This window comes from Agrobacterium sp. 5Ca39, from assembly GCF_055382365.1.
On record NZ_AP026437.1, the window covers coordinates 924225 to 939428 of the forward strand.

The following is a 15204-nucleotide window of genomic DNA, read 5'->3' on the forward strand; positions in this document are numbered from 1 at the left end:
TATCAATAGTTGCATTAGAGATTTATAAATAAACCACTTTCATAGTGCCATCGTGAGCGGTTCTTCAGAGGCTGGGAGAGTGCATCATGTTCACGGTGCTGGAATGCGTTGCCGTCCAACACGATCGGGAGATCGTGCTTCTTGCGGCATTGATCTGTCTGCTGGGAATGCTCGCCTTTTTTCACCTCTTGTTGCGCGCTGAGGAAAGTCCCTCCGGGAGAAAGCCCTATTGGGTCCTGGTTGCCGCCTTTGCGGCGGGGCTAAGCGTCTGGGCCACTCATTTCGTGGCCATGCTCGCCTATAAAGGCACTGTTCCCATCGGTTTCGATTTTTCCTTCACCGCTCTCTCGGCCGTTCTTGCCGTACTCGGCTTCTGGCTGGCGCTCAATGCCCGCACGCAGGCAATCTACCGCCCGGTGATTTCTGCCACCCTGCTGACGCTCTCGGTTGCCGTCATGCATTTCGTCGGAATGGCGGGAATAGATGTCGCCGCCACGGTCAGCTACGATTGGGGGGCTGTTCTTGGCGGTTTTGCCGTCGCCTGGGCGTTTTTTCTTCTCTCCTTCTGGCTGTTTCACCGCCTCGGCTCCTGGAAGCGCATCGTTTTTCCCGCCGCCGCGTCGATCCTTGCAATCTGCGCGCTGCATTTCACTGCCGTGTCGGCCACCGTTCTTTCGCCCGACCCGTCCATCTCCGGACCAGACTCCGACAATCTTGGCCGGCTGATCATGATCGGCGCGGTTTCCGGCGTGACATTCCTGATCCTTTCCGCAACGGCGACTGCGGCGCTCGTGGACCGGTATCTCGTCGACCTCAAGGGTCTCGTCGACGCGACACTGGACGGCCTTGCGGTCGTGCGCGATGGCCGCATCGTCGAGCTGAATACGCGTTTCGCAGGCCTGCTGGGGCGCGATGAAACGTCGCTGGTCGGAAAGAATCCCGATGAACTTTTCCGGGCCACGGATGGACAACCCGTCTATGTACCCCGTAATGCGCCCGTAGAGGCCATACGTGAGCGCGCCGACCGCGCGCAGGTGTTCGAACTCGCCGTGCGCACCATCGAATATCGAGGTCGTCCCTGCGAGGTCATGGCCATTCGCGACCTGACGGAGAAGCGTGAGGCGCAGCGGGAGATCGAATATCTTGCCCGCCACGATGTGCTGACCGGCCTTTCCAATCGCACCATGTTCCAGACGCGGCTGCGCCAGCAGATCGAACATTGCGGCGAGGGCGACGAATTTGCGCTGCTCGCGCTCGATCTCGACCGCTTCAAGGCGGTCAACGATATATTCGGCCACGCCGAAGGCGACAGGGTACTCAAGAAAGTCGCGGCGATTCTCGATGAATGTGCGAGATCTGGCGATGTGGTCGCCCGGCTCGGGGGTGATGAATTCGTCATTCTGACCGCGCGGCATACCAAGGCGGAAGAAGCGCGCCTGCTTGCCGAGACGATCCTCGCCATGTTCGCCCTCAAAATGAATGCCGCCAACGATCCGACCGCCGTCGGTGTCAGCATCGGTATTGCCGTCTTTCCGCGCGACGGAAAGGATGACGAGAGTATCCTGCATGCCGCAGATCTCGCGCTTTATCGCGCCAAGATGGGCGGCCGTGGCATATTGGCCTTTTATGACCCACTGATGGATCAGGAGGCGCGCGAGCGTCGCCAGCTCGAGACGGATTTGAGGCTGGCAATCAATCGTGATGAGCTCGTGCTGAATTACCAGCCGGTCCTTTCCGTCGAATGCGGTGAGGTCGTCGGTTATGAGGCGCTGGTACGCTGGCAGCATCCCACTAGAGGCGTGGTGCCTCCAGACGTGTTCATCCCGATCGCCGAGGAAAGTGGGATCATCATCTCGCTCGGCGAATGGGTGCTGCGCGAGGCCTGCCGTCAGGCGAACACCTGGGCGCCGCATCTGAAAATCGCGGTCAATGTCTCGCCGCTGCAATTTTCCCTTGCCAATCTGGGCCATGTCGTCTGTACGATCCTGATGCAAACCGGCCTTTCGCCGAACCGGCTGGAACTGGAGATCACCGAAGCTGCTCTGCTGAAAGACCGCAAGGCGACGCTGACAATTCTGACCCAGCTCAAGGCGCTTGGCGTTGCCATTGTCATGGATGATTTCGGTACGGGTTATTCTTCGCTCAGCAACCTGCAGAGCTTCCCTTTCGACAAGATCAAGATCGACCGCAGCTTCATTGCCGCCATGAGCGATGACGACAATGCCCGCGCCATCGTGCGCGCGGTTATCGGCCTTGGCCGCAGCCTCGATCTGCCGGTAACGGCGGAAGGAATCGAAACCGATGCGCAATATCGCATGGTCGTCGACGAAGGATGCGCTCAGGCCCAGGGCTATCTCTTTGGCAAGCCGGATGTGGCGCCGGCACAGGCCGCGGGCACAACCACCCGGAAGAAATATACCGTTTGAGGAAGGCGCGGCAGCGCGTGGGCGCGCTGCCGTCCATCTCTAGGTCGGCCATCCACGCTCGGCCATTCATCCTCCCAGCCTGATTTCATGGAACGAGAGCCTGCGCAGATCGTTAGGATTGCGTGTGGCGCGCCCTGTTGTCCGTGTCGGTGCCGGCGCCGGACAACCGCTTGGACAAAGCTGTCGGATCAGCTTTTCCCAGGCCGCGCGCAACGAATGGACACCTTTTATTGGGAGAGCCCGCAATGACAGACCGCCTCGAGCCCCAGGATCCGCGCAGCCAGTATCCGCGCCCGCCTTTTTCGACGCCGGAGCAGGAGATGCCTGGTCTCGTGACAAACATGACGCCCCTTCCGGATCATGGAGAGAAGACCTACAGGGGCTCGGGCAAGCTTGCCGGTCGCAAGGCGCTGATTACGGGCGGCGATTCCGGCATCGGCCGTGCGGTGGCGATCGCTTTCGCACGAGAAGGAGCCGATGTCGCGATCTCCTACCTTCCTGAAGAGGAATCCGACGCCGAGGAGGTGGTCGCGCTCATCGAGGCGGAAGGCCGTCTGGCGGTGGCGTTACCCGGCGACATTACTGATGAAGGCTGGTGTCGCGAGCTGGTCGAAAAAGCGGCTGGCGATCTAAACGGCCTGGATATTCTGGTAATCAATGCCGCAAGACAGCAATATCGCGAGGGCATCGAGGAACTGTCGACCGAAGATTTCGACCGCACGATGAAGACCAATCTCTATGCTCTTCACTGGATTGCGCAGGCCGCCGTTCCCCATCTCAAGCCAGGCGCTTCCGTTATCACCACGGCCTCGATACAGGCCTACGAGCCTTCTGCAATCCTCTTGGATTATGCGACCACAAAAGCGGGCATCGTGGCCTACACCAAAGCGCTCGCGAAGCAGCTGATAGACAAGGGGGTGCGCGCCAACGCTGTCGCACCGGGCCCGTTCTGGACGGCGCTGCAACCGAGCGGCGGCCAGCCCACCGAAAAGGTGCGCAATTTTGGCAAGGATAGCGATTTTGGCCGCCCCGGCCAGCCGGTGGAGCTTGCACCGGTCTATGTCCTGCTCGCATCGCAGGACGGCAGTTTTATCAATGGCGAGGTTTACGGCGTGACCGGCGGCAAGGGTATTGCCTGAGACAATGACTCAGGCGCCAGCTGGCTGTTCGAGGAGCGGACATGAAAAGGCACGAACGACGTTCACAAACGGATGCAAAACCCTTCGATGTGCGCGACCGGCTGATACTGGCCCTCTACGCGCAGCTGAAGGCGGAAAGGCAGACGAGGGAGGCCATGGAATGGGTCATTCGCAATGGCGGCCTTTCCCCTGAAGTGCTGGAGGCCATGGCCTCCGACCCTGTGCCGGTTCTTGCGGAAGCGGACGTTCCCGCCATCGAGCGCATTCTTGCCGCAGACCGGAATGGCGGCCGCTCGTCGCGTAACGACAATCACGGGCGGGCGTCATGAACAGGAGGGCGAGCTGGAAAGGCCATCTGGTCTTTGGTGATCTGAACTGTGAAATCGGTCTTTATTCCGCTTTGACCTCGTCGGAGAAAATCTCGTTCAACATCGTCAACCGCAAGACGGGTCACCGCGTGGAACGGCAATATGTGGATAGCGATACCGGCGAGGCGGTCGAACGGGACGAGCAGGTCAAGGGCTACGAACGCGACAATGGCGATTACATCGTCATCGAGGGTGACGAAATCTCAAAGCTGATGCCGGAAAATGACAAGGTCATCCGTATCCGGCATTTCCTCCAGTGCGACGACATAGACAAGCTTTATTTCGACAGGTCCTATTATCTAGCGCCCACACAGGAAGGTGGCGAGGAGGCGCTGACGCTTCTCGCCAGAGCGATGGAAGACGAAAATGTTGCTGCCCTCGGAGAGGCCGTGCTGTTCCGGCGCAACCGCGTGGTCCTCATCCGCCCGAGCGGCAGGGCGCTCGTCGCAACCACGCTCAACTTCGGTTACGAGGTTCGGGCAGAGAACACCGTCTTCAAATCCATCCCGGACATCGAGTTCGATGACGAAATGCTGGAACTTGCCGGTCATATCATCGAAACGCGGGCCGGCACCTTCGATCCCTCCGATTATAGCGACCGTTACAACGATGCCCTTGCGGAGCTGGTGAAAGCCAAGATTGAGGGCCGGGAAATCCGCAAGCGGGCACCGCAGAAACAGGACAATGTGATTGATCTCAAGGAGGCGCTTCGTCGCAGCGCAAGGGAAGACACCGGAAAAAAAGCGAAGCCGTCAGGCCGCAAGACGTCGCGGAAAGCGAGCTGATCCATGGGATTGCAGACCTATAACGCCAAACGCAGCTTCGACAAGACCCCTGAGCCCAAAGGGACGAAGGCCGACGTCGAAGGCTCGAGCTTCGTCATCCAGAAACATGATGCCCGCAGGCTGCATTACGATTTTCGTCTAGAAATGGATGGGGTGCTGAAGAGCTGGGCGGTCACGCGAGGCCCAAGCCTTGATCCGGAAGAAAAGCGCCTTGCCGTGCACGTGGAAGACCATCCGCTCAGCTATGGCGATTTCGAGGGTGTCATCCCAAAGGGACAATATGGTGGCGGAACCGTCATCGTTTGGGATCGCGGCGTCTGGCGGCCGATCGGCGACGCCAGAAAGGGCTATCGAAAAGGCCATCTCGAATTCGAGCTGGAAGGCGAGAAGCTGAGAGGCCGCTGGCATCTCGTGCGTATGCACGGACAGCCCGGCGAAAAGCGGGAAAACTGGCTGCTGATCAAGGGCGATGATGACGAGGCGCGGCACGACGGCGGTGCCGATATTCTGGAAGAGCGGCCGGAATCGGTGAAAACCGGTCGCAGCGTCGAAGATGTCGCTTCAAAACCCAAGGACACGTGGAATTCCAAACCCGTGTCGAAAAAGGCCACGGCATCCTCTTCAGGCCGGAAGCAGGCGCATGACTTGCCCAGGGGTGCGCGTAAACAGGCGCTTCCGTCCTTCGTGCCGCCGGCGCTTGCCACGCTGAAGCCGAAACCGCCTGGCGGCGATCGCTGGCTGCACGAAATCAAGTTCGACGGATACCGACTGCAGGTCCGGCTCGACCACGGCAAACTCCAGCTTCTGACCCGTAGTGGCCTGAACTGGACAGAGAAATTTGGGGATGCGGTGGCCCGCGCGTTAAAGGCCTTGCCCGCCGAAACAGCCCTGATCGACGGTGAAATCGTCGTGGAACGGGACAGCGGCGCATCCGACTTTTCAGCCCTGCAACTGGATTTAAGCGAAGGGCGCAGCGACCGTTTCGTCTTCTATGCCTTCGATCTCCTGTATCTCGATGGGTCCGACCTGCGCGGCGCAGCGCTCACCGAATGCAAGTCTCTCCTCGAAAAACTCCTTCCGGCGGGCAATCCCCAGCTGCGTTACAGCGAACATTTCGAGGAGAGCGGCGCGCTGGTCCTGGACCACGCCTGTCGTCTCAGCCTCGAAGGGGTGATCTCCAAGGTCAAGGACAGCAAATATGCCTCCGGCCGCAAGGGTGAATGGGTGAAATCGAAATGTTCGATGCGGCAGGAATTCGTCATCGGTGGTTATACGGTTTCTTCCACTTCGGATCATGCCATCGGTTCACTAGCCCTCGGCGTGTATGAAAAGGGCAAGCTGCGCCATGTGGGCCGCGTCGGTACGGGTTACACCGGCGAGGTGGCTGAGATGCTGCTCGGACGCCTGAAGTCGCTCGTGCAAAAGGAAAGCCCCTTCGGAGAAAAGCTGACCGCGCTTGCACGTCGCGACCTCCACTACGTCAAACCGGACCTCGTGGCGGAGGTAGAATTCCGGGCGTGGTCGGGCGACGGCAATCTGCGGCACGCATCATTCCGAGGACTGCGCGAGGATAAGCCTGCTCAAGAAATCGAACGCGAGGAGAAGGCCGTGAACGACACCAGACCGCCGCAGTCTGCCATCCAATTCACTCACCCGGACCGCCTTTACTGGCCGGATGACGGCGTGACGAAGGAAGGTCTTGCCGATTATTATGCCCAGGTCTGGAAGCAGATGGCGCCCTTCGTGGTAAACAGGCCGCTGGCGCTGCTGCGCTGCCCGGAGGGTATAGAAGGGCAGCGGTTTTTCCAGAAACACGCCTGGCGCGGCATCAACAAGGCCATCGAACAGATCAGGGATCCCAAGGACAAGGCCGGCGAACCACTGATCCGCATCACCGATTTTGACGGCATGATGGCGCTCGTGCAGTCTGCGGCGCTTGAAATCCACCCATGGGGAGCGACCACTGCGAGCTGGGAAAAGCCGGATATGATCACCATGGATATCGATCCCGCCGAGGATGTCTCCTGGGAGGATGTGATAGAGGCGGCGCTCGAACTGAAGCAACGTTTTGAAGCGGCGGGTCTGGCAGCTTTCGTCAAGACATCAGGCGGCAAGGGGCTTCATGTGGTTGCCCCGCTGAAGCCGCAGGCGGGCTGGACGGCAGTCAAGGCATTTGCCAAAGCCATGGCCGCAGACATGTCGAAGGCCGAGCCGGACAGGTATCTCTCGGTAGCAACCAAGGCAAAACGCAAAGGCCGCATTTTCATCGACTATCTGCGCAACGGTCGCGGCAATACCGCGGTGGCGCCTTATTCGACCCGGGCGCGGCCGGGTGCGGCGGTCTCCGCCCCCCTCGAATGGTCCGAACTCACGGCCGATATCGGTCCTGCCCACTTCACGGTCAACAATATCGGGGCACGTCTTTCCGCATTGAAGAAAGATCCCTGGGAGGGCTTTTTTGCCGCCGCGGAGGCTTTGCCGAAAAAGGCACGCTAAGACCGCGTCTCAGCGCTTCTTTTCGGCCGCGATGCTTTTCTTCAAGGCGTCCATGATGTTGATGACGTTGCCGCCGATTCGGGCCTTGGTGCCGGCCTTCTTGTTCGAGGCGGGCGCCTCATTGCCTTTGCTCTTGAGCAGCGACCTGATCTTTTTCTGGATCGGGTCCTGAACCAACGTTGGTTTCCACTCCGTCATCTGGCTGGAAATGCGTTTTTCCATGGCCTGCAGCAGCGGCTTTTCAAGTTTCATCTTCGGATCGAGAGCGTCAATGCTTTCGCGCACCTCCTCGCCGTAGTGCAATGTCCACAGGATGATACCCTTGCCGGAAGGTTCCAGCAGCACGGCCCGTTCCCGCCGGTAGAGCACAAGCCGGGCAATGCCGAAAACGCCGTTTGCCGTCATGGCCTCGCGAATGACGCTGAAGGCTTCGGCGCCGATCTTGTCTTCCGGGCGAAGAAAGTGCGGTCGGTCGTACCAGATCCAGTCTATGGAGCCTTTTGGCACAAAGGTCTTGATATCGATCGTGCGCGTACTTTCGAGCGCCACCGCATCGATCTCGTCATCCTCGAGCAGCACATAATCGTCCTCGCCACGGGGAAAACCCTTCACCTGGTTTTTCGCCGCAACGGGGCGGTGGGTGACGCTGTCGACATAACGGCTTTCGACGCGATTGCCGGTCTTGCGATTGAGAACGTGGAAGCGGTACTTGTTGCCTTCTGTCGTTGCAGGTGTCAGCGATACGGACGCCGTCACCAGCGACAGCTTCAGATAACCCTTCCAGAAAACCTGACGTGCCATTTTTCGCGATCCGCTTGCCTGTTGATCTCCCGGATCAAACAGCCACGGTGTGGTTTTTGTTCCGGGAGGGGCCGATGGGGCAGGGGAGTGTCAGCCCAACAGCGATGTCAGCCAGTAAACGGAAGCGGAAATCAGTGCCGCTGCCGGCATGGTCACGATCCAGGCGATGACGATGTTGCCGGCCAGTCCCCAACGCACCGCGGAGACGCGGCGTGCGGCCCCGACGCCGACGATGGCGCCGGTGATGGTGTGCGTGGTGGAGACCGGGATGCCGAGCCAAGTGGCGCCGAACAGCGTCAATGCGCCGCCGGTTTCAGCGCAGAAACCCTGCATCGGGTTGAGCCGCGTGATCTTCGAACCCATCGTATGCACAATGCGCCAGCCGCCGAACAAGGTGCCGAGCGCCATGGCAGACTGGCAGGAAATCACCACCCAGAAGGGCACGTAGAAACTCTCCCCGAGATGTCCCTGGCTGAACAGCAGCACGGCTATGATGCCCATGGTCTTCTGCGCGTCATTGCCGCCATGGCCCAGCGAATATAGCGAGGCGGAGATGAACTGCATGACGCGGAAGGTGCGATCCACTGCAAAGGGCGTCTGCCGCACGAAAAGCCACGATACCGCAAGCACCAGAAGCAGCGCGAGGAAAAAGCCGATTGCCGGCGACATGAAGATGGCGCCGACTGTCTTCAGCAGACCCGACCAGACGATGGAATTGAAGCCGACCTTTGCCAGACCTGCGCCAACGAGGCCGCCGATCAAGGCGTGCGACGAACTGGAGGGGATGCCGAAAATCCAGGTGACGATGTTCCAGACGATCGCGCCGATCAGCGCCGCGAAAATCACCTGCGGAGATACGATGGCCGGATCGATGATGCCGGTACCGAGCGTTTCCGCCACATGCAGGCCGAAGAAGAGGAAGGCTATGAAATTGAAGAAGGCCGCCCACGCAACGGCATATTGCGGCCGCAACACCCGGGTGGAAACGATCGTGGCAATGGAATTTGCGGCGTCGTGAAGACCGTTCAGAAAATCGAAGAACAGTGCAATGGCGATGAGGCCGACAAGCAGCGGCAGTGCAAGTGCGACATCCATCAGACGTTCTCGATAACGATGCCGCTGATCTCGTTGGCCACATCCTCGAAGCGGTCAACCACCTTTTCGAGTTCGCCGTAGATCTCGCTGCCGATCATATAGGCCATGGCATTGCCGGCGGCGCCATGGCGGCGGAACAGGTCTTTCAGTCCCTGGTCGTGCAGGTCGTCGGAGCGCCCCTCGACGCGGGTGATCTCTTCGGCGATGGATGACAGGCGCTGGGCATTGGTGCCGACCTTTTCGAGAAGCGGAATGGCCTCTGCGATCAGGCTCGCCGCGCGCACGATCTCATGGCCCATCTCCTTCATCAGCGGGTCGAATTCGCTCTGCTCGAAGAGGCGGATGGTCTTGACCGTTTTGTGCATCATGTCGATGGCGTCATCCATGGACTGGATCAAGTCCTTGATATCGCCGCGGTCGAAGGGCGTAATGAAACTGCGTCGCACCGCAAGCAACACGTCGCGGGTGATGTCGTCCGCCTGATGTTCGAGGGCAACGATGAGATCGCAGTTCTTTTCGACCTCGACGCCGCTCAACAGGCTATCGAGGGCTTCGGCCGCTTTGATGACGGTTTCGGAATGTTTGCTGAACAGGTCGAAGAAACGATCCTCGCGCGGCATCAGTTTGCGGAAAATGCTCATCATGCGAATTGGCCCTCAGTGGCGCTTTTTATGTTGTGGGGGGTAATTGTCATAAAACTGTCATAAATGCACGCGGGGCATTGATGCAACCCGGAAAATCAGCACTATCAACGGATATGAAATCGACGAAAAAAAGCCGGAAATCCCGCCCGGCCCGCCCCCTGACATTGCTTCAGCAGCTTGCTGCGGTTCCGGAAAAGCTCTTCACAGGCGCTTTCCGGCAGCAATATGCCGCGCTGTGTTTTCGATATGGCAGGGGCGATGACAATGTCGAAATCCTGCTTGTCACGTCACGCACCAGCGGCCGCTGGATCATTCCGCGCGGCTGGCCGATGAAGCGCAAGAAGCCTCATGAGGCCGCGGCAATCGAGGCTTGGGAAGAGGCCGGTGTTCGTGGCCGGGTCAGAAAGGAAGCGGTCGGCCGCTATACCTATCTCAAGATGCTGGATAATGGCGAAGTCGTGCCCTGCGTCGTGGACGTGTTTCAGATCGAAGTGACGGGTGCGGAAACCAAATTCAAGGAGCGTGGCGAGCGTCTGGTGGAATGGGTTCGCCCGGACGAGGCGGCAAGAAGGGTCAGGGATATCGAGCTGAAATCGCTGCTGGTCGATTTCAAGCCAAAGGGCAAACGGAAGGGCCCGCAAGGCCGAAGCGCATGAAGACCGCAGGACCAGCGCGATCCTGAGACCGTAGCCATCAGGATGTGAGGCCGAGCTTCTGACAACCACAGTCTCGGACGATCTCCGAAATATGAGCGAACTGCGCCGAAAGCGGGTTACTCTTCCGCCACACGATACCGATCGTGCGGGACGGTCGCGGTTCCGCCAGACGGAAGACCGAGACCGTGGACTGCCGTGTCTCCATGTCGACGGCCATTTGTGGAATGAGCGTGACGCCGATGCCGGCACCGACCATCTGCACCAAGGTGGACAGTGAGCTGCCCTCCATCAGCACGCGGGGAGGCGCATTCGTTGTACTGCAGAAGGACAGCGCCTGATTGCGGAAGCAGTGGCCTTCCTCCAGAAGCAGCAGGCGCATCTCGCCGAGCTTGTCGGCGCTCGGCACCGGCATGCCCGCATCCTCCATCGGCCGCACCAGGATGAATTCCTCGGAAAACAGCGGGATTTCCTCGAGTGACGGCTCCGAGACGGGGAGGGCGACGATGGCCATGTCCAGCCGGGCCTCCAAAAGGTCCTCGATCAGTTTTTGCGTTACCGCCTCTCGCGGGCGCGCTTCCAGCCCTGGGTAATGTCTTGTAAGCGTCTTGATGACCTGCGGCAGAAGATAGGGAGCAACGGTCGGAATGACGCCGATGCGCAGGCGGCCGCTGAGCGGGCCGTGCCGAGCCCGCGCCAGATCCTGCAGCTCATCGACCGATTGAAGGATCGCGCGGGTGCGCTCGGCAAACTCCTCACCAAGAGCGGTCAACCTGATCTGTCGGCTGCCTCTTTCGACCAGCGGCGCACCGATCAGTTCTTCCAGTTCACGGATCTGGAGCGAAAGGGCGGGCTGCGAAATGGCGCAGGCTTCGGCAGCACGCCCGAAATGGCCGATCTTCGCCAAAGCGTCAAAATAGCGGAGATGTTTCATGGAGAGCGAAATCATAAGCTCAGCATATCGCAGCCTTTAGAATATACAATTGGAAATTATGGAACCCGCCTGTTAGTCATCTTCATGACAGAAAGAGGCTGTAGCTGTGAAAGGCTATCAGTGTCGCGGCGGTTGGCAGTAACCCGTTGCGAACGCTGATTCACACCGCTGCCCGTGTCGAACTTATTTTGTTTAATTGCTAAACCCATCGGAGGGTGAAATGGACGCAACTTCAAAACCGGCTGGCAAATGTCCCGTCATGCACGGAGGCAATACGGCTTCCGGCAAATCGGTGACCGACTGGTGGCCGAACGCGCTGAACCTCGATATTCTTCATCAGCATGACACCAAGACCAATCCGCTAGGCACCTCCTTCAACTATCGCGAAGCGCTGAAGACGCTTGATGTAGAGGCTCTCAAGGCCGATCTTCGGGCCCTGATGACCGACAGTCAGGACTGGTGGCCGGCCGACTGGGGCAGCTATGTGGGTATGATGGCCCGTGTCACCTGGCATGCCGCCGGCTCTTATCGCGTAACGGACGGCCGCGGCGGCGCCAACACCGGCAACCAGCGTTTTGCACCGCTGAATTCCTGGCCTGATAACGTCAACACCGATAAGGGTCGCCGCCTGCTGTGGCCAATCAAGAAGAAATACGGCAACAAGATTTCCTGGGCAGACCTGATCGCGCTCGCCGGCACCATTGCCTACGACGTTGCGGGCCTGAAGACCTTCGGCTTCGCCTTCGGCCGTGAAGACATATGGGCTCCGGAAAAGGACACCTATTGGGGTGATGAAAAGGAATGGCTGGCTCCGAGCGACGGTCGTTACGGCGACGTGACGAAGCCGGAAACGCTGGAAAACCCGCTTGCCGCCGTGCAGATGGGTCTCATTTACGTCAATCCGGAAGGCGTGAACGGCAAATCCGATCCGCTGGCGACGGCGGCGCAGATGCGCGAGACCTTCGCGCGCATGGGCATGAACGACGAGGAAACCGTGGCGCTCACCGCCGGCGGCCACACGATCGGCAAGTCGCACGGCAATGGCAGCGCGGCCAATCTCAGCCCCGATCCCGAAGCCGCAGGCCCGGAATATCAGGGCCTTGGCTGGATCAACACCAAGGGCCGCGGCATCGGTCGTGATACGGTCGTCTCGGGTATCGAAGGCGCGTGGACGAGCCATCCGACCAAGTGGGACAATGGCTTCTTCGACATGCTGTTCAAGCATGAGTGGACGTTGACGCATAGCCCCGCCGGTGCATCGCAATGGGCGCCGATCACCATTGCCGAAGAAGACAAGCCTGTTGACGTCGAGGATGCCTCGATCCGCACCATCCCGATGATGACCGATGCCGACATGGCACTGAAGGTCGATCCGATCTACCGTGAGATTTCGCTGAAGTTCAAGGATGATCAGGATCATTTCTCGGAAGTCTTCGCCCGCGCCTGGTTCAAGCTGACGCACCGTGACATGGGGCCGAAATCCCGTTACTTCGGACCGGACGTTCCCGCAGAAGACCTGATCTGGCAGGACCCGGTGCCTGAAGGCTCCACGAGCTACAATGTGGCTGCCGTGCAGGCCAAGATCGCCGCTTCCGGCCTTCCGGTCGCAGATCTGGTTGCCACCGCCTGGGACAGCGCCCGCACTTTCCGCGGTTCGGACAAGCGTGGTGGCGCCAATGGCGCACGTATCCGTCTTGCTCCGCAGAAGGACTGGGAAGGCAACGAGCCCGCCCGTCTTTCCCACGTGCTTTCGGTTCTCGAGCCGATTGCCCGTGAAACCGGTGCGAGCATCGCGGATGTCATCGTTCTGGCCGGCAATTACGGCGTGGAACAGGCCGCGAAAGCGGCCGGCTTCGATATCGCCGTGCCGTTTGCACCGGGCCGCGGCGACGCTTCCGCCGAGCAGACGGATGCTGACGGCTTTGCTCCGCTCGAGCCGCTGGCGGATGGTTTCCGCAACTGGATCAAGAAGGACTATGTTGTCAGCCCCGAAGAACTGCTGCTGGACCGCGCCCAGCTTCTCGGCCTGACTGCGCCGGAACTGACAGTACTTGTCGGCGGTCTGCGCGTCATCGGCGCCAACTACGGCGGTGCGGCGCATGGCGTGTTCACTGACAAGCCCGGCGCCCTGACGACTGACTTCTTCACGACGATGACGGATATGGCCTATTCCTGGGTCCCGACCGGCAACAATCTCTATGAGATTCGTGACCGCAGGACTGGCGTGGCACGGTACACCGCCACTCGTGTCGATCTCGTGATCGGCTCGAACTCGATCCTGCGTGCCTATGCGGAAGTCTACGCACAGGACGACAACAGGGAAAAATTCGTCCGCGACTTCATCGCCGCCTGGACGAAAGTGATGAACGCCGACCGTTTCGATCTTCTGTAACGAGCCTGTTTGCCATTAAGAAGCGCCTCCCTGAGCGATCGGGGAGGCGCTTTTGTTTTCGGCTTCTCGTAGATCGGCTTGGCGCCCTCACATGCGTTGCGTAAATGTGCTGGACGCGGCGGCGGCTCACCGACGGTCGGAAGACGGTACCGGACGCTCCGGGGATGATTTCTCCGCCCCTTGCGACGGGGTTCTGCCGCTCTTTTCATTCTCGTGGGCATCCGGTCCGGCGACGATGACGCCGCGGCCCTGTTCCTCGCGCTTCTTCTCTGCGAAGTCGCCGGGTTCCTTGTTGCGGTCCATGAATAATCTCCCTCGTTTGGTTCCTGTCAGGAATTCAACGGTCGTCCCAGCCAGAGGTTCCAGCCTTTTCGCGGGGGAGAATGTTTCTATTCATAATGTTCTTTGCTATTAACATGAATAGATAAGTCATGTTATGGCGGCGTGCAGGGTGATTGCCACGATCGCCCTGTGCCACGTTTGTTTCCACGCCTCGGCCTCGGCTCGACAACCGGACGGTAATTGCATTGGGTTTCTGGCATTCCATGACCTGGTACACGGAAGGGATCAGCGTCACCGCGCCGGTCAAGTGGCGCCAGTTCGACGGGCTGGTCAGCGCTTTCTGGGAGGCGGAGAGCCAAGTGGGGGCGAAGGGGTATTATCTCGCCGCCGATCCGCGCATCATGATTTTCTTCAACGACGTCTCGTCGCGAATCCGCATATCAAATCGCGACGGCGAGCTTTCGCAACATTCGCGGCCGATGACGCGGGCGGTTTACGTGCCGGCAGGCGTGCCCATGTGGACGGGCAGCAACGCCACGCATCGTTTTTCCCATCTCAACCTGCATATCCACAAGGACCGGCTTCTCCGCTTCCTGTCCCCGGCGGTCGGCGGTTCGGCAGCCATGACCGCGTTGCGCCGTCCTGTCGAGATGCAGGATATCGGCGCGGTGGAAACCCTGGCTGGTCTGCTGGTCGATGAACTGGCCAAGCCGCAGAAACATCCGCTTTATGCCGAAAGCCTCGTCGGCAGTATTGTTGCCGGCTTGCTGGATATTCCCGGACCAACGCCCGAGCAGGCCAATGGCAGGTTGACGCAGGCGCAGATGAACCGGTTGCTCGCCCGCGTGGAAAAGCGCGGTGATGACCGCATGACGGTCGCCGAGATGGCCGATATTGTCGGGCTGTCGGAAAGCTGGTTCGCCACAGTGTTTCGCCAGACAACCGGCAAAACACCTCTGCAATGGCAACTTGAGCGGCGTATCGATGCCGCACAGAAACTTCTGCTGGAAGGCGATCTGACGGTGGCCGATATTGCTGCCCAGCTCGGTTTTTCCGATCAGGCTCATCTCACCAAGGCTTTCCGTCAGTCCGTGGGTAACACGCCCGCTGCCTGGCGACGTCTGCACAGGCTGCTTTGAAAAGGCGGGATTTGTCCTGATGCGTAGGCCGTGGTGGGCGGCCGCCTATT

At 59.7% G+C, this 15204-nt stretch carries 13 protein-coding genes; 8 read left to right on the forward strand and 5 right to left on the reverse strand.

Translation table 11 applies throughout. From position 1 onward, the window contains the following. Positions 1–86: 86 nt before the first annotated feature. The 5 genes from ACZ47E_RS17915 (at position 87) to ligD (ending at position 7214) form a co-directional block, all read left to right on the forward strand. Positions 87–2426, forward strand: coding sequence for a bifunctional diguanylate cyclase/phosphodiesterase (locus tag ACZ47E_RS17915; protein WP_112767016.1), 2340 nt, complete (start codon positions 87–89; stop codon positions 2424–2426). Positions 2427–2671: 245 nt separating this feature from the next. Further along, complete coding sequence (locus ACZ47E_RS17920; RefSeq protein ID WP_111814135.1) at positions 2672–3565, forward strand: SDR family oxidoreductase; 894 nt, start codon at positions 2672–2674, stop codon at positions 3563–3565. Between the two features lie 41 nt (positions 3566–3606). Then, positions 3607–3894, forward strand: a complete 288-nt coding sequence (locus ACZ47E_RS17925; protein WP_004444758.1) for a hypothetical protein — start codon at positions 3607–3609, stop codon at positions 3892–3894. Beyond that, positions 3891–4718 (forward strand): non-homologous end joining protein Ku, encoded by an 828-nt coding sequence (gene ku, locus ACZ47E_RS17930; protein ID WP_112767017.1) that lies wholly within the window; start codon positions 3891–3893, stop codon positions 4716–4718. The genes ACZ47E_RS17925 and ku (ACZ47E_RS17930) overlap by 4 nt, the downstream gene beginning before the upstream one ends. A gap of 3 nt (positions 4719–4721) precedes the next feature. Further along, positions 4722–7214, forward strand: a complete 2493-nt coding sequence (ligD, locus tag ACZ47E_RS17935) for a DNA ligase D (RefSeq protein WP_464017104.1) — start codon at positions 4722–4724, stop codon at positions 7212–7214. Positions 7215–7223: 9 nt separating this feature from the next. Here ligD and ku (ACZ47E_RS17940) read toward each other — a convergent pair whose 3' ends face one another. From ku (ACZ47E_RS17940) to ACZ47E_RS17950, 3 genes are all read right to left on the reverse strand, one after another. Then, positions 7224–8015: a non-homologous end joining protein Ku gene (ku, locus tag ACZ47E_RS17940; protein WP_112767019.1), complete on the reverse strand. Its 792-nt coding sequence runs from the start codon at positions 8013–8015 to the stop codon at positions 7224–7226. A gap of 90 nt (positions 8016–8105) precedes the next feature. Next, positions 8106–9110, reverse strand: a complete 1005-nt coding sequence (locus tag ACZ47E_RS17945) for an inorganic phosphate transporter (protein ID WP_044458959.1) — start codon at positions 9108–9110, stop codon at positions 8106–8108. Further along, positions 9110–9754, reverse strand: a complete 645-nt coding sequence (locus ACZ47E_RS17950) for a DUF47 domain-containing protein (RefSeq protein ID WP_111814143.1) — start codon at positions 9752–9754, stop codon at positions 9110–9112. Before ACZ47E_RS17950 ends, ACZ47E_RS17945 begins: the two co-directional genes overlap by 1 nt. A 113-nt stretch (positions 9755–9867) precedes the next feature. Here ACZ47E_RS17950 and ACZ47E_RS17955 point away from each other — a divergent pair, with 113 nt between their 5' ends. After that, positions 9868–10410: an NUDIX hydrolase gene (locus ACZ47E_RS17955; protein WP_113380307.1), complete on the forward strand. Its 543-nt coding sequence runs from the start codon at positions 9868–9870 to the stop codon at positions 10408–10410. A 37-nt stretch (positions 10411–10447) separates the two neighbouring features. Here ACZ47E_RS17955 and ACZ47E_RS17960 read toward each other — a convergent pair whose 3' ends face one another. Continuing rightward, entirely contained in the window at positions 10448–11356 is a 909-nt protein-coding gene (locus ACZ47E_RS17960; RefSeq protein WP_112766386.1) for a hydrogen peroxide-inducible genes activator, read from the reverse strand. 205 nt (positions 11357–11561) lie between these two features. Here ACZ47E_RS17960 and katG point away from each other — a divergent pair, with 205 nt between their 5' ends. After that, positions 11562–13733 carry a catalase/peroxidase HPI gene (gene katG, locus ACZ47E_RS17965; protein WP_112766387.1) on the forward strand — a complete coding sequence of 724 codons (2172 nt, stop codon included), beginning with the start codon at positions 11562–11564 and terminating at the stop codon, positions 13731–13733. A gap of 126 nt (positions 13734–13859) precedes the next feature. Here katG and ACZ47E_RS17970 read toward each other — a convergent pair whose 3' ends face one another. Beyond that, positions 13860–14036, reverse strand: coding sequence for a hypothetical protein (locus tag ACZ47E_RS17970; protein ID WP_004444725.1), 177 nt, complete (start codon positions 14034–14036; stop codon positions 13860–13862). A 224-nt stretch (positions 14037–14260) separates the two neighbouring features. Here ACZ47E_RS17970 and ACZ47E_RS17975 point away from each other — a divergent pair, with 224 nt between their 5' ends. Next, positions 14261–15154 (forward strand): helix-turn-helix domain-containing protein, encoded by an 894-nt coding sequence (locus ACZ47E_RS17975; RefSeq protein WP_464017105.1) that lies wholly within the window; start codon positions 14261–14263, stop codon positions 15152–15154. The last annotated feature ends 50 nt before the right edge of the window (positions 15155–15204 follow it).

Excerpts from the sequence above, each read along its gene's own strand:
- ACZ47E_RS17960 (WP_112766386.1), bottom strand. The coding sequence starts at position 11,356 with ATGATTTCGCTCTCCATGAAACATCTCCGCTATTTTGACGCTTTGGCG.
- ACZ47E_RS17955 (WP_113380307.1), top strand. The coding sequence starts at position 9,868 with ATGAAATCGACGAAAAAAAGCCGGAAATCCCGCCCGGCCCGCCCCCTG.
- ACZ47E_RS17915 (WP_112767016.1), top strand. The coding sequence starts at position 87 with ATGTTCACGGTGCTGGAATGCGTTGCCGTCCAACACGATCGGGAGATC.
- ACZ47E_RS17920 (WP_111814135.1), top strand. The coding sequence starts at position 2,672 with ATGACAGACCGCCTCGAGCCCCAGGATCCGCGCAGCCAGTATCCGCGC.
- ACZ47E_RS17925 (WP_004444758.1), top strand. The coding sequence starts at position 3,607 with ATGAAAAGGCACGAACGACGTTCACAAACGGATGCAAAACCCTTCGAT.
- ku (WP_112767017.1), top strand. The coding sequence starts at position 3,891 with ATGAACAGGAGGGCGAGCTGGAAAGGCCATCTGGTCTTTGGTGATCTG.
- ligD (WP_464017104.1), top strand. The coding sequence starts at position 4,722 with ATGGGATTGCAGACCTATAACGCCAAACGCAGCTTCGACAAGACCCCT.
- ACZ47E_RS17945 (WP_044458959.1), bottom strand. The coding sequence starts at position 9,110 with ATGGATGTCGCACTTGCACTGCCGCTGCTTGTCGGCCTCATCGCCATT.
- ku (WP_112767019.1), bottom strand. The coding sequence starts at position 8,015 with ATGGCACGTCAGGTTTTCTGGAAGGGTTATCTGAAGCTGTCGCTGGTG.
- ACZ47E_RS17950 (WP_111814143.1), bottom strand. The coding sequence starts at position 9,754 with ATGATGAGCATTTTCCGCAAACTGATGCCGCGCGAGGATCGTTTCTTC.
- ACZ47E_RS17970 (WP_004444725.1), bottom strand. The coding sequence starts at position 14,036 with ATGGACCGCAACAAGGAACCCGGCGACTTCGCAGAGAAGAAGCGCGAG.
- katG (WP_112766387.1), top strand. The coding sequence starts at position 11,562 with ATGGACGCAACTTCAAAACCGGCTGGCAAATGTCCCGTCATGCACGGA.